This window comes from Streptomyces sp. V4I8 (assembly GCF_041261225.1).
Classification (GTDB): domain Bacteria; phylum Actinomycetota; class Actinomycetes; order Streptomycetales; family Streptomycetaceae; genus Streptomyces.
Window position 1 is genome coordinate 7757533 of sequence record NZ_JBGCCN010000001.1, and the last position, 23904, is coordinate 7781436.

Below are 23904 nucleotides of genomic sequence, written 5' to 3' on the forward strand. Positions count from 1 at the left end.
CGGGACAACGTTGTCAACATCGCTGCGCAAGGAACAGTTGTGGCTCAAGTGCTCTGTCGTGTCAAGGGTGTTGGGTGCGGCATTCGAGGGCAATGACAGGGATTTTTCCGCCAAGGAGCACACAGGCCGCTCATATTTCCGGCAGGTCTCAACTCGGAAAAGACCACCGGCCAACCTTGCATTCGATCTTGCTCCGTTGGCGGGAAGTGGACTATACCTGTCGGCGATTCACACGATTCGCACTTCCTGCACGACCCAGCCTGCACGACCAGCTCGACCCGACCGCGGTGCCGGGAAGGATCCGGTTCACCGCCTGAGTCCTGGAGAAGGCGAGGACTTGAGCATGGGATCCACTTCCGCCGAGAACCCCGAGAACAACGGCTCCGCCGGTGTGGGGCGCCGCGATCTGATCAGGCGGTCCGCCGCGCTCGGTCTGATCTCCGTTCCGACCATGAGCTTCCTGTCGGCGTGTGCCACCGGCGGGGGCGATGGCAGCGACGAGGAGAGCAAGGCGCCGGGTGGCGCGAAGTCCGCCACCAACCCCCTCGGGGTCAAGGAGGGCACCGCGCTGGAGGCGTTCATCTTCAAGGGCGGTCTGGGCGACCAGTACGCCAAGGACGCCGAGGCCGACTACAAGGCCAAGTACAAGGCCGACGTCAAGCACACCGGCACCCAGCAGGTCGGCCCGAAGCTCACCCCGCGCTTCGCCGGCGGCAACCCGCCGGACGTCATCGACAACTCCGGCGCCGACCACCTCGACATGAACAAGCTGTCCACCCAGGGCCAGCTCCAGGACCTCAAGGCGCTGCTGGACGCGCCCTCGCTGGACGACGCGAGCAAGAAGATCTCGGACGTCATCCACCCGAGCACCATCGAGAAGGGCAAGCACGGCGACACCTTCGACGTGCTCTACTACGCCTTCACCATCTACGGCACCTGGTACTCGCAGAAGGCCCTCGACGACAACGGCTGGGAATACCCCAAGACCCTCGACGACATGGTCAAGCTCTGCGGCGAGATCAAGAAGAAGGGCATCGCGCCCTGGACGTACGCCGGAAAGTATCCGTACTACGTCCATTTCAATCTGTTCGCCCAGATCGCCAAGATCGGCGGCATGGACGGCTGGATCGCCATCGACAATCTGGAGCCGAACGCCTGGACCGGCAACGACGCGGTCAAGCAGGTCGTCGAGCACTACGAGGAGCTGGCCGCCAAGAAGTACTTCCTCCAGGGCAGCCAGGGCCTGACGCACATTCAGTCGCAGACCGCCTGGAACAAGGGCAAGGCCGTCTTCATCCCCAACGGCTCCTGGGTGGAGAACGAGGCCGCCCCGACCACGCCCAAGGACTTCGCGATGTCGGTGGGCGCCCTCTTCGACGGCTCGAGCGGCGACAAGCTGCCGCACGGCACCCTGCGCGCCGAGCCCAGCGAGCCGTACATCGTGTCCGCCAAGGGCAAGAACCCGGCCGGTGGCATGGAGCTGCTGCGCATCATGCTCTCCAAGAAGCACGCGCAGAACTTCGCCACCAAGGTCAAGTCGCTCACCTGTGTGGTCGACGCCACCGAGGGCATGACTCTCTCGCCGGGCCTCGCGTCGGCGAGCAAGGCGTTCAAGGACGCCGGCGACAACATCATCAGCCTGCAGCTCCAGGAGTGGTACCCCTCGCTCACCGACGAGAAGATCGGCGGTCTCACCGGTCAGCTTCTCACCGGTGAGATGAAGGCGGCCGACTGGATCAAGAAGACGCAGGAATACGCCGACGCCGTGGCGAAGGACGACTCGGTGAAGAAGTTCAAGCGCGAGAGCTAAGAGTCCGGTCCGGCACGGCGGCACTCAAGGGGAAGGGCCGGGAAGCACCATGCAACACGGCAAATACCGATTCATCGTGGGCTTCCTGGCCCTGCCGGTCATCGTCTACGCGGTCTTCGTGATCTCGCCGTTCGTCCAGGCGTTCCAGATCTCGCTGACCGACTGGTCGGGGCTGGTCGGAACGGCGAAGTTCGTCGGATTCGAGAACTTCGAAAAGCTGTGGCACAACGAGGACTTCTGGAACGCGCTGTGGCACAACGTCTACATGCTGATCGCGGTGCCGATCGTGACGCTGGGACTGGGCCTGTTCTTCGCCTTCATGCTCAACGTCGGCGGAAAGCGACGTAAGAACGAGGTCATCACCGGGGTCACGGGTTCGAAGTTCTACCGTTTCGTCTTCTTCTTCCCGCAGGTCATCTCCATCACCATCATCGCCGTCATCTGGTTCAACATCTACAACCCGGACCCGCAGGACGGCATGCTCAACTCCCTGCTGGGGGCGGTCGGTCTGGACGGCTGGCAGAACGCCTGGCTGGGGGAGAAGAGCCTCGCCCTGCTGTGCATCATGGCGGTGATGATCTGGTCCCACGTGGGCTTCTACGTCGTGCTGTTCTCGGCGGCGATGGCGTCCATCCCGCGGGACATCTACGAGGCGGCGCTGCTCGACGGCGCCGGCCGCTTCCCCACCTTCTTCCGGATCACCCTGCCGCTGCTGTGGGACACGGTGCAGACCGGCTGGGTGTACATGGGCATCATCGCCCTCGACGGCTTCGCCCTGGTGCAGATCATGTCGGTCAACATGGGCGGCCCCGACGGCGCCACGGACGTCATGCCGCTGCGCCTGTATCTGACGGCGTTCCGCGACAGCCAGTTCGGCTACGCGTCCGCGATGGGCGTCGCGATGCTCATCGTCACCATGACGTTTGCAGTGCTCACCCTGCGCTTCGCGCGGCGTGAGCGGATCGAGTTCTAGGGCCTGTCCGGCGGGTCAGGCTGGAGGAAAAGATGCGGAACCTCATCGACGCAGGTGAGCGGGGTCCGGTGCGTGCAGCTGCAAGGCGGAGGAGGGCGGCGACGCGATGGGGGTCCCCCCGCGCGAGGTTGTTCGAGCGTGGGGGAGTCGGCAACCGACGACAACGCGGCAGATGTGCGTGCCAGACCCCGCGTCTCCGGCATGACCCGCTGGACAGGCCCTGGGGGGTACGGGCGACATGACGACGGACACGACGAACACGGGCACGGTCTCCAAGACGGACGGGGAGGACCGGCCGAGTCTCACCAAGAAGCTCGGCGCGACCGACGGCCGCAGCTCCGAGGGCGGCGTCCTGCACGTCTTCTCGCACGGCATGCTCGTCCTGTGGGCGCTGATGGTCGGCGTACCGCTGCTGTGGGTGCTGTGGAGCTCCTTCAAGACGAGCAACGGCATCCTGTCCGACCCGTGGGGGCTGCCGACCTCGCTGCACTTCGAGAACTGGGCCAACGCCTGGAACAAGGCGAACATGGGCCAGTACTTCGTCAACACCGCGATCGTGGTGGGCGGTTCGGTGATCGGCACCATGGTGCTGGGCTCGATGGCCGCCTATGTGCTGGCCCGGTTCACCTTCCCGGGCAACCGGTTCATCTATTTCATGTTCGTGGCCGGCATGTCCTTCCCGGTCTTCATGCTGGTCATCCCGCTCTTCTTCGTGCTGCGTGACTTCCCGGGCAGCTCGCTGCTCGCGACGTACCAGGGGCTGATCCTGGTCTACATCGCCTATTCGCTGCCGTTCACGGTCTTCTTCATGACCGCCTTCTTCCGCACGCTGCCCACCTCGGTCGCGGAGGCGGCGCTGATCGACGGGGCGTCGCACACGCGAACGTTCTTCCAGGTGATGCTGCCGATGGCCAAGCCGGGCCTGATCAGCATCGGCATCTTCAACTTCCTGGGGCAGTGGAACCAGTACCTGCTGCCGATGGTCCTCAACCAGAACGAGGACAAGTACGTGCTCACCCAGGGCCTGGCGATGATCGCCCTCCAGCAGGGCTACGAGAACGACTGGGGCGCCCTGATGGCAGGCATGATGATCGCGATGCTGCCGGTGCTGATCGTCTACTTCATCTTCCAACGGCAGGTGCAGGCGGGACTGACGGCCGGTGCGCTGAAGTAAACGCTCTCTGTTCGCTCCACCGTAAGCACCACATCACCCCATGTCACAGTGAGCCGTCCCACACCGGGGCGGCTGACGTGTGCGCGTACACATCCCCGGATCCGGTTCAACCTCTTGACGGGAGGCAACCCAAACGGCTCAGCTTAGAGTTCACTAGTTGGACACTGACGGGGCCTCATCGAAGCGGTCCCGCGCGCAGGAGGTCGTCGTGGAGACTCCGGGGTCGCAGTCGTCGCTGCACCGAGCCAACCTGGAGCGGGTCGTCCGGGCCGTCCGGCTGGCCGGTTCACTCACCCAGGCGGAGATCGCCAGGACCACGGGTCTGTCCGCGGCGACGGTCTCCAATATCGTCCGGGAGCTCAAGGACGGCGGAACGGTCGAGGTCACGCCCACCTCGGCGGGTGGCCGCCGGGCCCGCAGCGTCTCGCTGAGCGGGGACGCCGGGATCGTCATAGGGGTCGACTTCGGCCATACGCACCTGCGGGTCGCGGTCGGGAACCTCGCCCACCAGGTGCTGGCCGAGGAGTCCGAACCGCTGGACGTGGACGCCTCCTCGACGCAGGGCTTCGACCGGGCCGAGGAGCTGGTCAACCGGCTGATCGAGGCGACCGGCGTCGACCGGTCCAAGATCGCCGGGGTCGGCCTCGGCGTGCCCGGCCCGATCGACGTCGAGTCCGGCACCCTCGGCTCGACCGCCATCCTGCCCGGCTGGACCGGCACCAAGCCCGCCGAGGAGCTGCGCGGCCGGCTCGGGGTGCCCGTGCACGTGGACAACGACGCCAACCTGGGCGCCCTGGGCGAGCTGGTCTGGGGCAGCGGGCGGGGCGTGCGGGACCTGGCGTACATCAAGGTCGCCAGCGGTGTCGGCGCCGGTCTGGTGATCAGCGGCAAGATCTACCGGGGCCCGGGTGGCACTGCGGGAGAAATCGGGCATATTACTCTTGATGAGTCCGGCCCGGTCTGCCGATGTGGAAACCGGGGCTGCCTGGAGACCTTCGCGGCCGCCCGCTATGTGCTCCCGCTCCTCCAGTCCAGTCACGGCACCGACTTGACCATGGAGGGTGTCGTGCGGCTGGCCAGGGACGGAGACCCGGGCTGCCGTCGGGTGATCGCCGACGTCGGCCGCCATATCGGCAGTGGAGTCGCGAACCTCTGCAATCTCCTGAACCCGAGCCGCGTGGTCCTGGGCGGTGATCTCGCCGAGGCCGGTGAGCTGGTCCTCGGGCCGATCCGGGAGTCCGTCGGCCGCTACGCCATCCCCAGCGCGGCGCGTCAACTGTCCGTTCTCCCCGGGGCACTTGGTGGTCGTGCGGAGGTGCTCGGAGCCCTCGCCCTCGCGCTCAGCGAGATGGGTGATTCAACCCTTTTGGACAGCACGCTGCACGCGGCCACTCCCGCCTTCACTTAGAGAACGGATGGCACCGTTGCCAACCCGTTAAGGATTTACTTCTTGACGTCGCACGTGTGGCCGAGTTGACTTCCAGCCACCTCGGCCGCAACGTCGCGGCCTCGTCAGGGAGGTTTCTGAAGTGAACACGCGTATGCGTCGTGCCGCCGTTGCCGTTGCCGCTGGTGCGATGGCCGTCTCGCTGGCTGCCTGTGGCAGCGCCGAGGAAGCGGGCGGCGACAACGACTCCACTGCTTCTGCCGCCAAGGGCGACGACATCAAGGTCGGTCTCCTGCTCCCGGAGAACCAGACCGCGCGCTACGAGAAGTTCGACCGGCCGCTGATCGAGGAGAAGATCAAGGAGCTGACGAACGGCAAGGCGACGATCGACTACAACAACGCCAAGCAGGACGCCAACCTGCAGGCGCAGCAGGTCGACACCATGATCACCAACAAGGTGGACGTCCTCATCCTGGACGCCGTCGACGCCAAGGCGATCAAGAACTCCGTGCAGAAGGCCGTCGAGGCCGGCATCAAGGTCGTCGCCTACGACCGCCTGGCCGAGGGCCCCATCAGCGCCTACACCTCGTTCGACAACGTGGCGGTCGGCAAGACCCAGGGCGAGGCCCTGCTGACGGCCCTGGGTGACAAGGCCACCAAGGACTCCAAGATCGTCATGATCAACGGCTCGGTCACCGACCCGAACGCCGCGCAGTTCAAGGAAGGCGCCCACTCCGCCCTCGACGGCAAGGTCACCATCGCCAAGGAGTACGACACCAAGGAGTGGAAGCCGGAGAACGCCAACTCCGAGATGGAGGCGGCGATCTCCGCGGTCGGCAAGAACAACATCGCCGGCGTCTACTCCGCCAACGACGGCATGGCCGGCGGTATCATCACGGCCCTCAAGGCCGCGGGCATCGCCGACATCCCGGTCACCGGTCAGGACGCCGAGCTGGCCGCCGTGCAGCGCATCGTCGCTGGCGAGCAGTACATGAGCGTCTACAAGCCGTACGCCCCCGAGGCCGAGGCCGCCGCCGAGATGGCCGTCGCGCTCGCCCAGGGCAAGTCGCTCGACTCCATCGCCAAGGACAAGGTCGACAGCGGCAGCGAGAAGGGCGTCCCGTCCGTCCTCGTCGACGTCACCTCGCTGACGAAGGACAACATCAACGACACCGTCATCAAGGACGGCGTCTACACGGCCGCCGAGATCTGCACCGGCAAGTACAAGGCCGCCTGCGACAAGCTCGGCATCAAGTAAGCAGTACCGGGTCCCTTTCCAGGTGCGGGAATCCGTCCTTGAATTCCCGCACGGGACATGACTGCTCCAGACTCCTCCGGCGCCCCGCGCATCATTCAGCCCCGCAAGCTCGGCGCGGGGCGCCGGACGGAACCCCGCGGGTATCCCCCGCCCACCCACCCTGCATTTCTCTGCACAACCCTTCCGCCGGGTCAGGCGGCGAAGGAGATGGTTCACGTGTCCGCTACGCCCGTGCTGGCGTTGCGCGGGGTCTCCAAGCGGTTCGGTGCCGTTCAGGCGCTCACCGACGTAGAGCTTGAGGTCCACGCCGGTGAAGTGGTCGCCCTGGTGGGCGACAACGGCGCCGGAAAGTCCACGCTGGTCAAGACGATCGCCGGCGTGCATCCCATCGATGAGGGCGTCATCGAGTGGGAGGGCAAGGCCGTTTCGATCAACCGGCCGCACGACGCCCAGAGCCTGGGCATCGCGACGGTCTACCAGGACCTCGCGCTGTGCGACAACATCGACGTCGTCGGCAACCTCTACCTGGGCCGTGAGGTCCGCAAATGGGGCGTCCTCGACGAGGTCGAGATGGAGCGCCGCTCACGCGAGCTGCTCCAGACGCTGTCGATCCGCATCCCCAGCGTGCGTATCCCGATCGCCTCGCTCTCCGGCGGTCAGCGCCAGACCGTGGCCATCGCCCGTTCCATGCTCGGCGAGCCCAAGCTGGTCATCCTCGACGAGCCCACCGCCGCCCTCGGCGTCGAGCAGACCGCCCAGGTCCTCGACCTGGTCGAGCGACTGCGCGAGCGCGGCCACGCCGTGATCCTCATCAGCCACAACATGGCCGACGTCAAGGCCGTGGCGGACAAGGTCGCCGTGCTGCGCCTGGGTCAGAACAACGGTGTCTTCGAGGTCAAGACGACCTCGCAGGAGGAGATCATCTCCGCCATCACCGGCGCCACCGACAACGCCGTGACCCGCCGTGCGGCGCGCACGAACGGGGAGGTTTCCAAGTGAGCATCGACAAGACCTCCGCGACGGCGCAGGACCACGACGTGCGCAACACCGAGGCCGCCGCGGCCGCGGTGACCGCGGTCGACCCCCGCCTGCTGGTGCAGGAGCAGGGCCTGGCCGGTTACATCGGCGAGTTCAAGCGCAAGCTGAAGGCCGGTGAGCTGGGCTCCCTGCCCGTCATCCTCGGCCTGGTCGCCATCTGCGTCATCTTCCAGAGCCTGAACTCCGCCTTCCTGTCCGCGCAGAACATCAACGACATCACCGTCACGATGGTCGGCACGGGCATGATCTCGGTCGGCATCGTCTTCGTGCTGCTGCTCGGCGAGATCGACCTGTCCGTCGGCTCGGTCAGTGGCGCTTCCAGCGCCCTCGCGGCCGTCCTCGCGGTCAACCAGGGCTGGCCCGAGTGGGTGGCCGTGCTCTTCGCCGTCGCGGCGGGCGCCGTCATCGGCGCGGCGCACGGCTTCTTCTTCGCGGTGCTGGGCGCTCCCGCGTTCGCCGTCACGCTGGCCGGTCTGCTCTTCTGGCTCGGCTTCATGCTCCAGACCCTGGGCGAGAACGGCACGATCAACCTCGACAGCGACGGTCTGATCGGCAAGCTGACGACGTACTTCTTCACGGACGTGGCGGCCGCGTACGGCCTGGCGGCCGTGGTGACCGCGGTGTTCTTCATCACCTCGTTCCTGGGCAACCGCCGTCGTGCGGCCGTGGGCATCCCGTTCCGGCCGCTGAGCGACACGATCCTGCGGACGGCGCTGCTGGGCGTCGTCTCCTTCGCCGCGGCGGTCATGTACAACCAGTACAAGGGCCTGCCGCTGGCCACGGTCATCTTCCTGGTCTTCCTGGTCGTCACGGACTTCGTGCTGCGGCGTACCTCGTTCGGCCGCAAGATCTTCGCGCTCGGTGGCAGCGTCGAGGCGTCCCGCCGTGCCGGTATCAACGTGACCGCGGTGCGGATCTCCGTGTTCGCGATCTCCGGTGGGTTCGCGGCGATCGGTGGTCTCTTCCTGGCCTCGAAGATCGCGTCGGCCAACCAGAGCGCTGGTACCGGTGACCTGCTGATGAACGCCATCGCGGCGGCCGTCATCGGTGGTACGTCGCTGTTCGGTGGGCGCGGGCGGACCTGGAACGCGCTGCTCGGTGTGCTGGTGATCGTGTCGATCCAGTACGGGCTCCAGCTGGAGTCGATCGCCGAGCCGGTGAAGTACATGATCACCGCGGGTGTGCTGTTGACCACGGTGGTCATCGACTCCATCACTCGTAAGACGCAGAAGACGGCTGGTCGCGCGTAGCGCGGAACGCCGTCGCGCCGCAGGGGCGTGGGTGAGCTGGCGGGTGCCGGTCCGTTCGGGCCGGTCGCGCGGTTCCCCGCGCCCCTTCTCGGCGTTGTAGTACAGGGCGTTGCCGGGTAGAGCCGAATGCGTGACGTACGACGTGTGGGCCGGGAACCTTCCGTCCGAGCGGAACATTAGACTCGACAAGCCCGGCAACAGCTCGAAAAGCTCTACTGCAAGGAGGCACGGGTGCCGCTGCTGACCCGCATCAGGGGACCGCGCGATCTGGACCGGCTCAGCCCTGAGCAGCTGGACCAGCTGGCAGAGGAGATCCGCACCTTCCTCGTCGAGGCGGTTTCCAAGACCGGCGGCCACCTCGGCCCCAACCTCGGTGTGGTGGAGCTGACCATCGCCCTGCACCGGGTCTTCGACTCGCCCAAGGACAAGGTGCTCTGGGACACCGGCCACCAGTCCTACGTCCACAAGCTGCTCACCGGCCGCCAGGACTTCAGCAAGCTGAAGATGAAGGGCGGTCTGTCGGGCTACCCCTCGCAGGCCGAGTCCGAGCACGACGTCATCGAGAACTCGCACGCCTCGACCGTCCTCGGCTGGGCCGACGGGCTCGCCAAAGCCAACCAGCTGCGCAAACGCGACGACCACGTCGTGGCCGTCATCGGCGACGGCGCGCTGACCGGCGGTATGGCCTGGGAGGCGCTGAACAACATCGCCGAGGCCAAGGACCGCCCGCTCGTCATCGTCGTCAACGACAACGAGCGGTCCTACGCGCCGACGATCGGCGGCCTCGCGAACCACCTGGCGACGCTGCGCACGACCGACGGCTACGAGCGCTTCCTCACCCGCACCAAGGAGATCCTCGACCGCACCCCGGTCGTCGGCAGGCCGCTCTACGAGACCCTGCACGGGGCCAAGAAGGGCCTCAAGGACTTCATCGCGCCGCAGGGCATGTTCGAGGACCTGGGCCTGAAGTACGTCGGTCCCATCGACGGGCACGACATCGAGGCCCTGGAGTCGGCCCTCGCGCGCGCCAAGCGCTTCGGCGGCCCGGTCATCGTGCACTGCCTCACCGAGAAGGGCCGCGGCTACCAGCCCGCCCTCCAGGACGAGGCCGACCGCTTCCACGGCATCGGCCCCATCCACCCCGACACCGGCCTGCCGGTCAAGGCCTCCGGCGCCGACTGGACGTCCGTCTTCGGCGACGAGATGGTCAAGCTCGGCAAGGAGCGCGAGGACATCGTGGCGATCACCGCCGCGATGCTGCAGCCGGTCGGCCTGAAGAAGTTCGCGGACACCTTCCCGGACCGGATCTACGACGTCGGCATCGCCGAGCAGCACGGCGCCGTGTCCGCGGCCGGCCTGGCGACGGGCGGCGTACACCCCGTCTTCGCCGTGTACGCCACCTTCCTCAACCGCGCCTTCGACCAGGTCCTCATGGACGTGGCGCTGCACAAGTGCGGTGTCACCTTCGTGCTCGACCGGGCCGGCGTCACCGGCACCGACGGCGCCTCCCACAACGGCATGTGGGACATGTCGATCCTCCAGGTCGTGCCCGGCCTGCGGCTCGCCGCGCCGCGCGACGCCGACCAGGTGCGGGCGCAGCTGCGCGAGGCCATCGAGGTCAAGGACGCCCCGACCGTCGTCCGCTTCTCCAAGGGCGCCGTGGGACCCGCCGTGCCCGCCGTGGGCCGGGTCGGCGGCATGGACGTCCTGCGTGAGCCGGGGACGGACACGCCCGACGTGCTGCTCGTCTCCGTGGGCGCACTGGCCCCCATGTGCCTGGAGATCGCCTCGCTCCTCGACAAGCAGGGCATCACCACCACCGTCGTCGACCCGCGCTGGGTCAAGCCCGTCGACGAGGCCATGGCCCCGCTCGCCGAGCGGCACCGCGTGGTCGTCACCGTCGAGGACAACTCCCGGGTCGGCGGCGTCGGCTCGGCGGTCGCCCAGGCCCTGCGCGACGCGGGCGTCGACCTCCCGCTGCGGGACTTCGGCATCCCGCCGCGCTTCCTCGACCACGCCTCCCGCGCCGAGGTGATGGCGGAGATCGGCCTCACCGCTCCGGACATCGCCCGCCAGGTCACCGGGCTGGTCGCCAAGCTGGACGGCCGGTTCGACCGTACGGCGGCCGAGGTCGACTCGGTGGAGTCCGCGCGCGACTGACGCCAGCCACAGCGCGACCGACGCGAGCCATAGCGCCAAACGGGCCGGTTTCACTGCCGTGAAGGGTGGTGAAACCGGCCCATCTGTGTGAATCCACCCGCGTCGGGGCAGGCGTACCACGCCCCCTCTTGATCATGTCGAGGACGCAAGCGTGGGAGGTACGACCGTGAGCAGCACACTCTTCCGGACGAAGAGAGTCGAGCAGTCCATCCTCGATACCGAGGAGCCAGAGCACGCGCTCAAGAAGTCCTTGTCCGCGCTGGATCTGACCGTCTTCGGCGTCGGTGTCATCATCGGCACCGGCATCTTCGTGCTGACGGGGAAGGCCGCCAAGGAGAACGCGGGGCCCGCTGTCGCCCTGGCATTCGTCGCGGCCGGCGTCGTCTGCGCGCTCGCCGCGCTCTGCTACGCCGAATTCGCCTCCACCGTCCCGGTGGCGGGCTCCGCGTACACCTTCTCGTACGCCTCCCTCGGCGAACTGCCCGCCTGGATCATCGGCTGGGACCTGGTCCTGGAATTCGCGCTCGGCACGGCGGTGGTCGCCGTCGGATGGTCCGGTTACATCGCCTCGCTGATGGACAACGCGGGGTGGCATCTGCCCGAGGCCCTGGGCACCAGGGACGGGGCCGACGGCTTTGGTTTCGACATCCTCGCCGCCGCCCTCGTACTGGTGCTCACCGCGATCCTCGTACTCGGCACGAAGCTCTCCGCGCGCGTCACCTCGATCGTCGTCGCCATCAAGGTGACGGTCGTACTCACCGTGATCATCGCGGGCGCCTTCTTCATCAAGGGCGACAACTACGACCCGTTCGTCCCGAAGGCGGAGACGGTGAAAGCGGGCAGCAGCCTCGATTCCCCGCTGATCCAGCTCATGTTCGGCTGGGCTCCGTCCAACTTCGGCGTGATGGGTGTCTTCACGGCCGCCTCGATCGTGTTCTTCGCCTTCATCGGCTTCGATGTCGTGGCCACGGCCGCCGAGGAGACCAGGAACCCCCAGCGGGACATGCCACGCGGCATCCTGGGCTCGCTCCTGATCTGCACCACCTTGTACGTCGCCGTGTCCATCGTCGTGACGGGGATGCAGCACTACAGCCTGCTCAACGTGGACGCCCCCCTCGCCGAGGCGTTCAAGGACACCGGGCACCCCTGGTTCGCCGGCTTCATCAGCTTCGGCGCGGCCGTGGGCCTCACCACGGTGTGCATGATTCTGCTGCTCGGCCAGACCCGTGTCTTCTTCGCGATGAGCCGTGACGGACTGCTTCCCCGCTTCTTCTCCCACGTCCACCCGCGCTTCAAGACCCCCCACCGGCCGACCATTCTGCTCGGCGGGCTCATCGCGATCCTGGCCGGCTTCACGCCCCTGAGCGAACTGGCCGAGCTGGTGAACATCGGCACGCTCTTCGCCTTCGTCGTCGTCGCCATCGGCGTGATCATCCTCCGCAGGACCCGCCCCGACCTGCACCGGGCCTTCCGCACCCCGTGGGTGCCGTTCATTCCGATCCTGTCGGTGTGCGCCTCGCTGTGGCTGATGATCAACCTGCCCGCCGAGACATGGGTGCGGTTCGCCATCTGGATGGCCGTCGGCTGCGTCGTGTACTTCCTCTACGGCCGCTCCCACAGCCGCCTCGGACGGCACCAGGAGACGACCGTGCCCGAGGTCGAGAAGGGCCACGGCACGGACACGGCATAGCCCGACCCGACGGCACGGGACCGCGTGGGGCAGCCGGCTACGGCCGAACCGTGCGCGGTCCCGCCACGTCCGCCCCCAACTCCGTGACCCTGCGCCGAAGTTCGCGGTCCGCGGTCACCACGAGGCAGGCCCGCCCGGCCGCCCGCTCCACCAGCTCGACCATGTGGTCGTCCCCGCTCCGGCCCGCGGACTCCACCCGCACGCCCGGCACGGGCTCCACGCCCCGGGCGGCCCCCTCCACCACGAGCACGATCTCCACGGGCCCCGCACGCCCCGGCACCCCGTCCGCCGCCAGCCGGTCCCGCAGCCGCTCGGCGGCCCCGCGCCGATCCCGCCACCACCCGTCGGGCACCGACCCGACGACATTCGCGGCGTCGACGATGACGAGCAGGGGAGTGGCCTCATCCATGGGGTTATCCATGGGGTTCCTCCTCCTCGAAGCTGGCGAAGTACGCCGCCGCCATGTCCTCGTCGCCGTGCCCCTGCGCGTCCGCCCGCTCGAAGCGCGCCGCGCTCGCCGCGGCCACATCCAGGCGGGCGCCGTACCGCTCACCCGCCTCCACGATGAGCCGCGCGTCCTTCGCCGCCGTGGCCACCGCGAACTGGGCGGGGGAGAGCCCGCCGTTCAGCACCAGCCCGGTCTTGGCGCGCAGATACCCCATGTCGAGCGGGCCGCCTTCGATCACCTCGAAGAACCGTTGCGGATCCACGTCCAGGGCCTTGGACAGGGCCAGCACCTCACCGGCCGCGTTCGTCACCGCGAGCACCCAGCTGTTGGCGACCAGCTTCAGGCGTGTCGCGGTCCCGGCCCCGCCGTCCTCCCCGGTCCACACCGTACGGGCGCCTACGGCGTCGAACACCGGCGTCACCGTCCGCCGCCCCTCGACGGGCCCCGCCGCCAGCACCGTGAGCAGACCGGCCTCGGCGGGCTGACGAGTGCCGAGCATCGGGGCGTCGTAGAAGACGAGGCCGTGCTCGCGAGCGAAGCCGGCCAGGTCGGCGATCCCCTCGACACCGGCCGTCGTCGACTGCACCCACGCGGCACCGGAGCGCAGGGCGGGCGCCGCCTCACGCATGACGTCCAGCGTCGCGGGACCGTCGTACAGCATGGTCAGGACGACGTCGGCGCCCTGGACCGCCTCGGCGGGGGTGCCGGCGACGAAGGCGCCGTCGGCGGCCAGGGGCTCGGCTTTGGCCCGCGTACGGTTCCAGGCGCACACGGTGTGCCCGGCCTTCGCGAGGTTGCGGGCCATCGCGGCGCCCATGATGCCGGTGCCCAGGACGCTCACGGTGAGCTTGTCGGTCATGACGTCGACTTCCTGTTCTCGTACGGACGTTGCTACGGGGCGTGTGACCAAGATCATGCTTACATGCGTGAGCCGGTTTCGGTATGCCCCGATTCTCCTCTCGATCACCGCGCTTTCGCCGAAGTAGAGTCCTCAGCTTGTTCTCATGAAGTCTGGGCAGGGCTGGGAGCGCGGCTTTCGGCTCGAAGCGTTCCCCGGCTGCTCCGGAACGATCGAAGCCTGGCGGGTGTTCGTCGGCGCTGGCGCCCACCACGGATTCCCGCCGGAGACCGTCCGACGCGGACCGGCATCGCTCCGTCGGCCCCCTGTACGCCGCCAAGCGGCCTGCCGTGACGACGTGTCCGGAGGCTGACGCAGCATGGAAGGCAGTACTTCGACAGTGAACTCGAGTGATATCACGCCCGGAGGATCCGTGACCGAGGAGCGGGAAGACCGGTGGACCCTGGGGCTGCGAGGCATGCGGGTGGTAGCGGTCCATCAGACGTCGGATCCTCCGCGGCGCGTGGTGGCCCTGGCCGGCGGCGTGGAGCTGATATTCGACGGACCGGCGCATCTGACCCATGGGTCGGCCGCTGCTCCGGGCGCGGTGCCGCTCCCTGCCGAGCAATGGGGGAAGCTGGTGGGTGCCACCGTGGTGTCGGCGGTGGCATTCAAGTCCGGTGGGCTGCGCGCCGTATTCGACACCGGACACCATCTGAATGTTCAGGGGGCGATCCGAGCCGGCGGTTCGCATTCGAAGAGCGGGTGAAATGATCGAGAGCGCGGAGGAGTTCGTCCAGCTCCGGAAAAGCGGCGACGGCAGCGATTACCGGCGCCTGAAGAAGGACCGAGCACCCGCCGAAGTGTGGCGGGAACTCGTCGCGAACCACCCGGACACGCGGTTCTGGGTCGCCTTCAACCGCACGGTTCCGGCAGATGTGCTGCGGCAGTTGGCCAAGGACGCCGACTGGAGGGTTCGCGACAAGGTCGCAGGCCGGAGCGACACACCGGCGGACGTGCTCGGAGAACTGGCGAGGGACGCACACGACGCGGTCGTATCGTCCGTGGCGGGCAACCCGAGCACTCCGGAGGAGGCCCTGCTGATCCTGGCCGCGCACCCGTGGGACCAGGTGAGTGACACGGCACAACGGCTGCTCGCCGACGGAGGCCGCCGGTGACCACGGCAGGCCTGGGCGCCGAGATCAGCCGGATCCTGAGGGGTACGGTCGTCCACTCCGTCGGCAGGGCTGTGGACATGGGCATCGTCGAGTTCCACGGCCCCGGTCGCGAGGAGGTCATGGTCCACATGCAGTGCCCGTTCCGGATCGTGCGGCACGGGAGGATCCTGCTGGGGGTCCGCGGACATGCGCTATGCGCAGAAGGGCGGGGGGCCGACGGCCTTCGACGACTTCCGCATGATCTACGACGCGAAGACCACCACGTTCAATCGAGTGCTCGGCGAACTCCGCCCCTGCGTCGACGGCGTGACCGTCGGGGAGGCGGGTGAGCTCACCGTGAGCTGGGAGCAGGAGTTCCGGCTCGAGGTGTTCCCCGACTGCTCGGGGAACCTCGAGGCCTGGCGGGCCTTCGTCCGCGGTGGCGCCCACCACGGATTCCCGCCCGACACGGTCTGACGCGGTCACACCAGTCAGTTGGGGGGCGGGACAGGACCGCAGGCACGCCCCGCATATGGTGATCCGGTGAACGGCGACTGGCTCATCCGCGGCCGCGACGGCCGCCTCAGCGTCTATCTGCCGACCGACGACACCGTCCTGTGCCGGGCGGAACTCGGACCCGGCGGCCCCTGGGAACCCCCGCGCCGGGTCGGCGGCGACCAGAAGCTGCGCCCCGGCCCCGCGGTCGGCCAGGGCGCCGACTCCTACGCCCATCTGGCCGCCTGGCGCCCTACCAAGGCGGGCGAGGCGGGCCTCGTGCACTCCACGCACTTCCGTCCGCGCCTGGCTGCCCTGGACTGGATCTCCATCGGCCACCCGGACCAGGCCGGCGACCGCACCGGCACGCCCGCCGTCACGGTCGACGCACAGGGGCGGGCCCATGTCTTCGTCCGCAACAAGGGCGGCGGCGTGAGCATGCGCGGTCAGAAGGAGGTCGGCGGCTGGGGGCCCTGGCGTGACCTCAAGGGGGGCGACGTACAGGACGACTTGGCCGCCGTGACGGGGGAGTCCGGGCACGTCGAGCTGTACGCGGCCGTCCCCGGCGCCATCCTGCACTGGCAGCAGGAGAAGCCGGGCGCCGTCCCGGTCCTGGAGGAGGCGCTGGAGACCCCGGCCCGCCCGGGCACCCTGCACGCCCTGGCCACCTCAGCGGACCACACCACCCTCTTCTACGCCGACGACGCAGGCGACCTCTGCGCCTGGCGCCCCGGCACCAAGCCCGTGCCCCTGCTGGCCTCCGCCGGCCCCGGCCCGGTCTCCGCGATCCGCTGCGCACTCGACGGCCACGACTGCACGTTGCTCGCCCAGCGCTCGGCGAGCGGCCGCGTCGCCTTCGCCGCGTATCCGACGGAGCAGGAGGCGGCGGGCGCGTGGTGGACCGAGTCGGGTCCGCAGCTGCCGCTGGACGCGGTGGTGGGGCTGGCGGTGGACGAGGAGGACCGCGTGGTGGCGGCCACGGTGTCCCCGTCGACGGGACAACTCCTCATCACCCGACGCAAGGACGAGCCGGGACTGGCACTGGAGGCGTGGCGGGAGGTCTGAACGCCGGTCCCGGCACTCCAGCCCGTCCGGCGTTTGAGGACGAGGCCGTTCAGGCCGACACCGGGGTCCGGGGGCGGAGCCCTCAGCCACCCACCGCCAACGCCGGTGCCCCGCACACCAAGTAGGCATGCGGGGCACCGGCGTTCACAGCGGAGCGCTTACGCGGGGACGCTGGCCACGCCCGGCGCCAGGAACTTCTTGCCGTTCACGCGCTCGGAGACACCCTCGCGGTCCAGGTACGGCGTGATGCCGCCCAGGTGGAAGGGCCAGCCGGCGCCCGTGATCAGGCAGAGGTCGATGTCCTGGGCCTCGGCGACGACACCCTCGTCGAGCATGAGCCCGATCTCCTGGGCGACGGCGTCGAGGACACGGTCACGGACCTGCTCCTCGGTCAGGACGACATCGCCCTGCTTCAGCAGCGCGGCGACCTCGGGGTCCAGCTCCGGCTTGCCGGAGTCGTAGACGTAGAAGCCGCGCTTGCCCGCCTTGACGACGGCCGCGAGGTTCGGGGAGACCGTGAAGCGGTCCGGGAAGGCCCGGTTGAGGGTCTCCGAGACATGCAGACCGATCGCGGGACCGACCAGCTCCAGGAGCACGAGCGGGGACATCGGCAGACCGAGCGGCTCGACGGCCTTCTCGGCGACCTCGACCGAGGTGCCCTCGTCGATGACGTTCTGGATCTCGCCCATGAAGCGGGTGAGGATGCGGTTCACGACGAACGCCGGGGCGTCCTTGGTGAGGACCGCGGTCTTCTTCAGCTTCTTGGCGACGGCGAAGGCCGTGGCCAGCGAGGCGTCGTCGGTCTGCTCGCCGCGGACGATCTCCAGCAGCGGCAGGACCGCGACCGGGTTGAAGAAGTGGAAGCCGACGACCCGCTCGGGGTTCTTCAGCTTCGACGCCATCTCGGAGACCGACAGCGAGGAGGTGTTCGTCGCGAAGATGGCGTGCGCCGGGGCGACCGCCTCGACCTCCGCGAACACCTGCTGCTTGACGCCGATCTCCTCGAAGACGGCCTCGATGACGAAGTCCGCCTCCGCGAAGCCCTCGGCCTTGTCCAGGACACCGCTGACCAGCGCCTTGAGGCGGTTGGCCTTGTCCTGGTTGATACGGCCCTTGCCGAGCAGCTTCTCGATCTCGGCGTGGACGTAGCCCACACCCTTGTCGACGCGCTCCTGGTCGATGTCGGTCAGCACGACCGGCACCTCCAGGCGGCGCAGGAAGAGCAGGGCGAGCTGCGAGGCCATCAGACCGGCGCCGACGACACCGACCTTGGTGACCGGACGCGCCAGGTTCTTGTCCGGCGCACCGGCCGGACGCTTGCCGCGCTTCTGGACCAGGTTGAAGGCGTAGATGCCGGAGCGCAGTTCGCCACCCATGATCAGGTCGGCGAGGGCCTTGTCCTCGGCGTCGTAGCCCTGCTGGAGGTCGCCGTTCTTGGCGGCGGCGATGATGTCGAGGGCGCGGTAGGCGGCCGGAGCGGCCCCGTGCACCTTGGAGTCCGCGATGAAGCGGCCCTTGGCGACGGCCTGGTCCCAGGCCTCACCGCGGTCGATCACCGGACGCTCGACCTCGACGTCGCCCTTCAGCACCTGGGCGGTCCAGATCAGCGACTGCTCCAGGAAGTCGGCGCCCTCGAAGATGGCGTCGGCGATGCCCAGGTCGAAGACCTGCTGGCCCTTGAGCTGCTTGTTCTGGTTGAGGCTGTTCTCGATGATCACCGAGACGGCCTTGTCGGCACCGATCAGGTTCGGCAGGATCGTGCAGCCGCCCCAGCCGGGGACCAGGCCGAGGAAGACCTCGGGGAGCGAGAAGGCCGGCAGGGCCTTCGACACGGTCCGGTACTCGCAGTGCAGACCGACCTCGACGCCACCGCCCATCGCGGCGCCGTTGTAGTACGCGAAGGTCGGGACCGCGATACCGGCGAGGCGCTTGAAGACCTCGTGGCCGCCCTTGCCGATGGCGAGCGCGTCCTTGTGCTCCTTCAGCAGCTCGACGCCCTTGAGGTCGGCGCCGACCGCGAAGATGAACGGCTTGCCGGTGATACCGACGCCGACGATGTCACCGGCGGCGGCCTCGGCCTCGACCTGGTCGATGGCCGTGTCGAGGTTCGCCAGCGACTGCGGGCCGAAGGTGGTCGGCTTGGTGTGGTCGAAGCCGTTGTCCAGCGTGATCAGGGCGAAGCGCCCGGCGCCGAACGGCAGGTCGAGGTGGCGTACGTGCGCCTGGGTGACGACCTCGTCCGGGAACAGCTCGGCCGCGCCCTTCAGGAGCTCAGCGGTGGTGCTCACTTGTTGCCTCCGTCGAAGTGCGGGTTCTCCCAGATGACCGTCGCGCCCATGCCGAAGCCGACGCACATGGTGGTCAGGCCGTAGCGGACGTTCGGCTGATCCTCGAACTGGCGGGCCAGCTGCGTCATGAGACGCACGCCCGAGGAGGCCAGCGGGTGACCGAAGGCGATCGCGCCGCCGTACTGGTTGACGCGCTCGTCGTCGTCCGCGATGCCGTAGTGGTCGAGGAAGGCCAGGACCTGGACGGCGAAGGCCTCGTTGACCTCGAAGAGGTTGATGTCCTCGATCGACAGGCCCGCCTTGGCGAGGGCCTTCTCCGTCGCCGGGATCGGGCCGTAGCCCATGACCTCCGGCTCGACGCCCGCGAAGGCGTAGGAGACGAGGCGCATCTTCACCGGGAGGTTGTTCTCGCGGGCGAAGTCCTCGGAGGCGATGATCGAGGCGGTGGCGCCGTCGTTCAGACCGGCCGCGTTACCGGCGGTGACCCGGCCGTGGACGCGGAACGGGGTCTTCAGACCGGCCAGGCTCTCCAGCGTCGTACCGGGGCGCATCGGCTCGTCGGCGGTGACCAGGCCCCAGCCCGTCTCACCGGCCTCGGCGTTCGTGCGGCGCACGGAGATCGGCACCAGGTCCTGCTGGATCTTGCCGTTGGCGTACGCCTTGGCGGCCTTCTCCTGCGAGCGCACGGCGTACTCGTCGGCGCGCTGCTTGGTGATGTGCGGGTAGCGGTCGTGCAGGTTCTCGGCGGTCATGCCCATGAACAGCGCCGACTCGTCGACCAGCTTCTCGCTGACGAAGCGCGGGTTGGGGTCCACGCCCTCGCCCATCGGGTGGCGGCCCATGTGCTCGACACCACCGGCGATGACGGCGTCGTAGGCACCGAAGGCGATCGAACCGGCGACGGACGTCACGGCGGTCAGCGCGCCGGCGCACATGCGGTCGATGGAGTAGCCCGGCACGGACTGCGGCAGACCGGCGAGGATGCCGGCGGTACGGCCGAGGGTCAGGCCCTGGTCACCGATCTGCGTGGTCGCGGCGATGGCGACCTCGTCGATCTGCTTCGGGTCGAGGCCGGGGTTGCGGCGCAGCAGCTCCCGGATCGCCTTCACGACGAGGTCGTCGGCGCGGGTCTCGTGGTAGATGCCCTTCGGGCCCGCCTTGCCGAACGGGGTGCGGACGCCGTCGACGAAGACGACGTCCCTGACGGTACGAGGCACGATGGCTCTCCTCCAGATGCGGGATGGCACTGCTGCACGGCGCAAGCGCTGAGCGCGCGCTCAGGCTCATGCTACTTATGAGTAACGTAGCTGCACAGTCCTGGAGGCGGGAGCGGCGAAGGTCACATTCGAACGGGGCCGAGGGCGACGCCGCCAAGGGGCGCGGCCTGCATCGATGTGCGGCTCCGCGGCGTGGGCGCGACCAGCCGCAACGCACCCGCAGCCGCACCCGAAACCTCACCGCGGCGGCGCTGTGGACCCCCGAGGAGTCAGCACTGGAGTAGGCACGGGATGCGACCCCAGCCCACCCCCCATGATCACCCCGAACAACGTCCGAGCCACCTCCGCCCCGAACCCGTGCACGTCATGACTCATCGCCGACAAGGTCGGGTGCGTCAGCCGGCACAACTGCGAGTCGTCCCACGCCAGCAGCGACACGTCCTCCGGCACCCGCAGCCCCATCTCCGCCGCCACCGACAACCCGGCCACCGCCATGATGTCGTTGTCGTAGACGATCGCCGTCGGTCGATCGGGCGGCGCGGCCGAGAGCAGGGACCGTGTCGCTCGTGCGCCCGCGTCCCCGGAGAAGTCCGTCGCGACCTGCCACGCCCCGGCCAGCCCCACCGCCCCCGCCGCCTCGTCGAACGCCGCCGTACGGATGGACGTGTGCCCGAGGGCCGCCGCCCCGCCCACCCGCGCGATCCGCCGATGCCCCAGCGCGGCCAGATACCGCACGGCCTCCGTCACGGCGGTGGCGTCGTCGGTCCACACCGACGTCAGCCCGCCCGTCAGCGACGGGTGCCCGACCGCGACGACCGGCATCCCGAGCCGCTCCGCCATCGCCACGCGCGGGTCGTCCGCGCGGAAGTCGACCAGGATCGACCCGCCGATCTGCCGCCCCCGCCACCACGACTCCTGCAGCCCGGTCTCCTCCTCCACGGTCCGCACGAGCCGCAGCAGCAGCGAGCAGGAGTGCTCGGTCAGGACGCTCTCCACGCCCGAGATGAACTCCATGTAGAAGGGTTCGAGGCCGAGCAGCCGGGCCGGCCGGCAGATCGCGAGACCCACCACGTCCACCCGCGACCCGGCCAGCGTCCGCGCCGTGAGGTTGGGCGCCCAGCCCAGCTCCCGCGCAGCGCGGAAGATCCGGTCCCGGGTCGCCTCCGACAGCCCCGGCTTGTGGTTGAAGGCGAGGGACACGGCCCCCTTGGACACACCGGCCCGCGCGGCGACGTCCTTGATGGTGACGCGGGGGGCCGGTGTTGCCGTCATCGGCTGGGCTCCATGCAGTACAGGGCCGATCGTGCGGCCTCGGCGTCAGGAGTCCTCCAGCCGTGCACCCCGATGGTCACCTCTTCGCCGGGCAGCAGTGTGACGAGCCCCCGGTCGGCCACCGCGTCCGGATCCAGCCGGTCGGCCTGGAGGAGCAGATCCCGTACGACGGTGCGGGCCGTCACCGTGACACCGCCCGGCGCGAGCGCCACGTCGAACTCCGGCCGGGGGTACGGCACTTCGCGGTCCGGAGCCGGAAAGTGCACGGCCCTCAACCCGTCCACGTCCGCGACCAGGAACTCCTTCGGCCCGGCCGGCTCCACCTCCCTCGGTACACCCACCCGGGCCACCGCCCGCCCTCCGGCGGCGAACTCCACGCTCACCTCGCCGACCACCGCCCCCTCGACGGACATCCGCCGCAGCCGCACCGCCCCGCTCCACTCCCGCGCCGCCTGATTGACGACGGCCAACTCCAGCCCCTGCCCCCGCCCCCGCAGCGTCAGCAACCGGTCCGCGTACAGCCGCCGCAGCTCGTGGTACAGCGGCTTCTCCCGCCCGTCCCCGTCGATCGCCGCCCAGGACGTCACCGGCCAGCAGTCGTTCAGCTGCCATACGACCGTGCCCGCGCACACCGGCCAGTGCGACCGCCAGTGCTCGATCCCGGCCGCGACGGCCCGCGCCTGGTTGACCTGGGTGAGGTAGTGCCAGCGGTCGAAGTCCCCTTCAGGGAAGCCGAAATGGCGCTCCAGCCCCCGCCTCAGCTTCCCGTTCCCGTCGTCCGCCTTCTGGTGGTGCAGCATGCCGGGGGAGTCCGCCGCGAGCCACTCACCCGGCAGCGCGCGCCGCAGCGTGGCGTACGCGGGCGGCGCCTGCCAGCCGAACTCGGCCACGAAACGCGGCACGCTCAGCCGGTAGTCGGCGTAGTCCTCCCGGTTCCACACCTCCCAGGAGTGGTGCGTGCCGTGCGCGGGGTCGTTCGGGTGGTGGTCCCACGACCCGGACCACGGACTGCCCGCCGTGTACGGCCGCGTGGGATCCAACTCGGCCACCACCCGCGGCAGTACGCCCAGGTAGTACCCCTCGCCCCAGGACTCCCCGGCCAGCCGCGGCTCCCACTCCCAGTCCCGGAACCCCCACAGGTTCTCGTTGTTGCCGTTCCACAGCACGAGCGAGGGATGCGGCATCAGCCGTACGACGTTCTCCCGCGCCTCGGCCTCCACCTCCCCGCGCAGCGGCTGCTCCTCCGGATAGGCCGCGCACGCGAACGGGAAGTCCTGCCAGACCAGCAGCCCCAGCTCGTCGCAGGCGTCGTAGAAGTCCTCGCTCTCATAGATCCCGCCACCCCAGATCCGTACGAGGTCCACGCCCGCGCCGGCTGCCTGCTCCAGCCGCTTGCGGTACCGCTCGCGGGTCACCCGGGACGGGAACACGTCGTCCGGGATCCAGTTGACGCCCCGCGCGAAGAGCCGCTCGCCGTTGACGACGAGGGTGAAGCCGGTGCCGTGCGCGTCGGGCCGGCGGTCCAGCTCGACGGTCCGGAAGCCGATCCGCCGACGCCACACGTCCAGCGCGTCGTCGCCGTGCAGCAGCGTCAACTCGACGTCGTACAGCGGCTGTTCGCCGTATCCCCGCGGCCACCACCGTGCCACGTCCGGCACGGTCAGCCGTACGGCACCGCCCGTCCCCACGATCTCGGCCCGCGCCCGCACCCCGCCGACCGTGGCCTCCAGCCTGAGCGGTGCCTCGACCCGGGTCCGCTCGACGTCGACCGTCAACTCGACCCGCCCGGTGCCCTCTTCGACGGTCACCAGGGGCCGCACGCGCGCGATCCGGGCCGTGGACCACCGCTCGATCCGCACGGGCCGCCAGATCCCGGCCGTCACCAGGGTGGGCCCCCAGTCCCAGCCGAAGGAGCAGGCCATCTTGCGGAGGTACTGGTACGGCTCGGCATAGGCGGCGGGCCGCTCGCCCAGCTTGCCGCGCACCGCCTCGGCCTCGGCGTACGCGGAGGCGAAACGCACCGAGAGGCGCCCGCTCAGCCCCGTCACGTCGAAGCGGTACGAGCGGTGCATGTTCCGTACCCGGCCCAGGAGTTGACCGTCCAGGATGACCTCGGCGACGGTGTCGAGCCCGTCGAAGACGAGGTCGGTCTGCTCATGACGGGACGTGCCGGCCAGGTCGGTCTCATAGGTCCAGTCCCGCCGCCCCACCCACGCCACCTCGGCCTCGTCACGCCCGAGGAAGGGATCCGGGATCACCCCCGCCGCCAGCAGATCGGTGTGCACACAGCCCGGCACGGAGGCGGGGAGCGCGGCCCCCTCGTGCCGCAGGGTCCATCCGTCGGTGAGCGGTGTGGCCTGAAGCATGCGCACTCCTAAACCGAT

At 69.0% G+C, this 23904-nt stretch carries 19 protein-coding genes; 13 read left to right on the forward strand and 6 right to left on the reverse strand.

The features are described 5' to 3' along the window. Positions 1 to 343 precede the first annotated feature (343 nt). The 9 genes from ngcE (at position 344) to ABIE67_RS35325 (ending at position 12740) form a co-directional block, all read left to right on the forward strand. Positions 344 to 1810: an N-acetylglucosamine/diacetylchitobiose ABC transporter substrate-binding protein gene (gene ngcE / locus ABIE67_RS35285; RefSeq protein ID WP_370265525.1), complete on the forward strand. Its 1467-nt coding sequence runs from the start codon at positions 344 to 346 to the stop codon at positions 1808 to 1810. A 49-nt stretch (positions 1811 to 1859) separates the two neighbouring features. Further along, complete coding sequence (locus ABIE67_RS35290; RefSeq protein WP_370265527.1) at positions 1860 to 2783, forward strand: carbohydrate ABC transporter permease; 924 nt, start codon at positions 1860 to 1862, stop codon at positions 2781 to 2783. Between the two features lie 238 nt (positions 2784 to 3021). Continuing rightward, positions 3022 to 3957 (forward strand): carbohydrate ABC transporter permease, encoded by a 936-nt coding sequence (locus tag ABIE67_RS35295; protein WP_370265529.1) that lies wholly within the window; start codon positions 3022 to 3024, stop codon positions 3955 to 3957. A gap of 208 nt (positions 3958 to 4165) precedes the next feature. Next, positions 4166 to 5365, forward strand: a complete 1200-nt coding sequence (locus ABIE67_RS35300) for an ROK family transcriptional regulator (RefSeq protein WP_370265531.1) — start codon at positions 4166 to 4168, stop codon at positions 5363 to 5365. 133 nt (positions 5366 to 5498) lie between these two features. Continuing rightward, entirely contained in the window at positions 5499 to 6602 is a 1104-nt protein-coding gene (locus ABIE67_RS35305; RefSeq protein WP_370269259.1) for a substrate-binding domain-containing protein, read from the forward strand. Positions 6603 to 6809: 207 nt separating this feature from the next. Beyond that, complete coding sequence (locus ABIE67_RS35310; RefSeq protein WP_062719591.1) at positions 6810 to 7601, forward strand: ATP-binding cassette domain-containing protein; 792 nt, start codon at positions 6810 to 6812, stop codon at positions 7599 to 7601. Beyond that, a complete protein-coding gene (locus ABIE67_RS35315) occupies positions 7598 to 8890 on the forward strand; it encodes a sugar ABC transporter permease (RefSeq protein WP_370265533.1) in 1293 nt (430 codons plus the stop codon). Before ABIE67_RS35310 ends, ABIE67_RS35315 begins: the two co-directional genes overlap by 4 nt. Before the next feature lie 231 nt (positions 8891 to 9121). Then, a complete protein-coding gene (gene dxs / locus ABIE67_RS35320) occupies positions 9122 to 11050 on the forward strand; it encodes a 1-deoxy-D-xylulose-5-phosphate synthase (RefSeq protein WP_370265534.1) in 1929 nt (642 codons plus the stop codon). A 166-nt stretch (positions 11051 to 11216) separates the two neighbouring features. After that, the gene (locus tag ABIE67_RS35325; protein ID WP_370265535.1) at positions 11217 to 12740 is read left to right on the forward strand and encodes an amino acid permease; all 1524 of its coding nucleotides are present in this window, start codon (positions 11217 to 11219) and stop codon (positions 12738 to 12740) included. A 37-nt stretch (positions 12741 to 12777) separates the two neighbouring features. Here the strand turns inward: ABIE67_RS35325 and ABIE67_RS35330 are convergent, their stop codons facing one another. Both ABIE67_RS35330 and ABIE67_RS35335 read right to left on the reverse strand, forming a co-directional pair. Further along, positions 12778 to 13149 carry an NTP pyrophosphohydrolase gene (locus ABIE67_RS35330; protein WP_370269264.1) on the reverse strand — a complete coding sequence of 124 codons (372 nt, stop codon included), beginning with the start codon at positions 13147 to 13149 and terminating at the stop codon, positions 12778 to 12780. A gap of 4 nt (positions 13150 to 13153) precedes the next feature. Then, on the reverse strand, positions 13154 to 14047 hold the full coding sequence (locus ABIE67_RS35335) for an NAD(P)-dependent oxidoreductase (RefSeq protein ID WP_370265537.1): 894 nt from the start codon (positions 14045 to 14047) through the stop codon (positions 13154 to 13156). Between the two features lie 412 nt (positions 14048 to 14459). On the opposite strand from ABIE67_RS35335, the gene ABIE67_RS35340 reads away from it, so the two are divergent. From ABIE67_RS35340 to ABIE67_RS35355, 4 genes are all read left to right on the forward strand, one after another. Beyond that, complete coding sequence (locus ABIE67_RS35340; protein WP_370265538.1) at positions 14460 to 14795, forward strand: DUF6188 family protein; 336 nt, start codon at positions 14460 to 14462, stop codon at positions 14793 to 14795. Position 14796: 1 nt separating this feature from the next. Further along, positions 14797 to 15204: a hypothetical protein gene (locus ABIE67_RS35345; protein WP_370265540.1), complete on the forward strand. Its 408-nt coding sequence runs from the start codon at positions 14797 to 14799 to the stop codon at positions 15202 to 15204. 186 nt (positions 15205 to 15390) lie between these two features. Next, positions 15391 to 15660, forward strand: a complete 270-nt coding sequence (locus tag ABIE67_RS35350; protein WP_370265543.1) for a hypothetical protein — start codon at positions 15391 to 15393, stop codon at positions 15658 to 15660. Between the two features lie 66 nt (positions 15661 to 15726). After that, positions 15727 to 16743 (forward strand): hypothetical protein, encoded by a 1017-nt coding sequence (locus tag ABIE67_RS35355; RefSeq protein WP_370265545.1) that lies wholly within the window; start codon positions 15727 to 15729, stop codon positions 16741 to 16743. 158 nt (positions 16744 to 16901) lie between these two features. On the opposite strand, the gene ABIE67_RS35360 is transcribed toward ABIE67_RS35355, so the two are convergent. From ABIE67_RS35360 to ABIE67_RS35375, 4 genes are all read right to left on the reverse strand, one after another. Then, complete coding sequence (locus ABIE67_RS35360; RefSeq protein ID WP_370265548.1) at positions 16902 to 19031, reverse strand: 3-hydroxyacyl-CoA dehydrogenase NAD-binding domain-containing protein; 2130 nt, start codon at positions 19029 to 19031, stop codon at positions 16902 to 16904. Continuing rightward, a complete protein-coding gene (locus ABIE67_RS35365) occupies positions 19028 to 20248 on the reverse strand; it encodes an acetyl-CoA C-acyltransferase (RefSeq protein ID WP_370265550.1) in 1221 nt (406 codons plus the stop codon). Before ABIE67_RS35365 ends, ABIE67_RS35360 begins: the two co-directional genes overlap by 4 nt. A gap of 237 nt (positions 20249 to 20485) precedes the next feature. Next, on the reverse strand, positions 20486 to 21520 hold the full coding sequence (locus ABIE67_RS35370) for a LacI family DNA-binding transcriptional regulator (protein ID WP_370265552.1): 1035 nt from the start codon (positions 21518 to 21520) through the stop codon (positions 20486 to 20488). Next, positions 21517 to 23886: a glycoside hydrolase family 2 protein gene (locus ABIE67_RS35375; protein ID WP_370265554.1), complete on the reverse strand. Its 2370-nt coding sequence runs from the start codon at positions 23884 to 23886 to the stop codon at positions 21517 to 21519. Before ABIE67_RS35375 ends, ABIE67_RS35370 begins: the two co-directional genes overlap by 4 nt. Between the last annotated feature and the right edge of the window lie 18 nt (positions 23887 to 23904).

Excerpts from the sequence above, each read along its gene's own strand:
- ngcE (WP_370265525.1), top strand. The coding sequence starts at position 344 with ATGGGATCCACTTCCGCCGAGAACCCCGAGAACAACGGCTCCGCCGGT.
- ABIE67_RS35375 (WP_370265554.1), bottom strand. The coding sequence starts at position 23,886 with ATGCTTCAGGCCACACCGCTCACCGACGGATGGACCCTGCGGCACGAG.
- ABIE67_RS35370 (WP_370265552.1), bottom strand. The coding sequence starts at position 21,520 with ATGACGGCAACACCGGCCCCCCGCGTCACCATCAAGGACGTCGCCGCG.
- ABIE67_RS35350 (WP_370265543.1), top strand. The coding sequence starts at position 15,391 with ATGCGCTATGCGCAGAAGGGCGGGGGGCCGACGGCCTTCGACGACTTC.
- ABIE67_RS35330 (WP_370269264.1), bottom strand. The coding sequence starts at position 13,149 with ATGGATGAGGCCACTCCCCTGCTCGTCATCGTCGACGCCGCGAATGTC.
- ABIE67_RS35345 (WP_370265540.1), top strand. The coding sequence starts at position 14,797 with ATGATCGAGAGCGCGGAGGAGTTCGTCCAGCTCCGGAAAAGCGGCGAC.
- ABIE67_RS35310 (WP_062719591.1), top strand. The coding sequence starts at position 6,810 with ATGGTTCACGTGTCCGCTACGCCCGTGCTGGCGTTGCGCGGGGTCTCC.
- ABIE67_RS35305 (WP_370269259.1), top strand. The coding sequence starts at position 5,499 with ATGCGTCGTGCCGCCGTTGCCGTTGCCGCTGGTGCGATGGCCGTCTCG.
- ABIE67_RS35295 (WP_370265529.1), top strand. The coding sequence starts at position 3,022 with ATGACGACGGACACGACGAACACGGGCACGGTCTCCAAGACGGACGGG.
- ABIE67_RS35290 (WP_370265527.1), top strand. The coding sequence starts at position 1,860 with ATGCAACACGGCAAATACCGATTCATCGTGGGCTTCCTGGCCCTGCCG.
- ABIE67_RS35335 (WP_370265537.1), bottom strand. The coding sequence starts at position 14,047 with ATGACCGACAAGCTCACCGTGAGCGTCCTGGGCACCGGCATCATGGGC.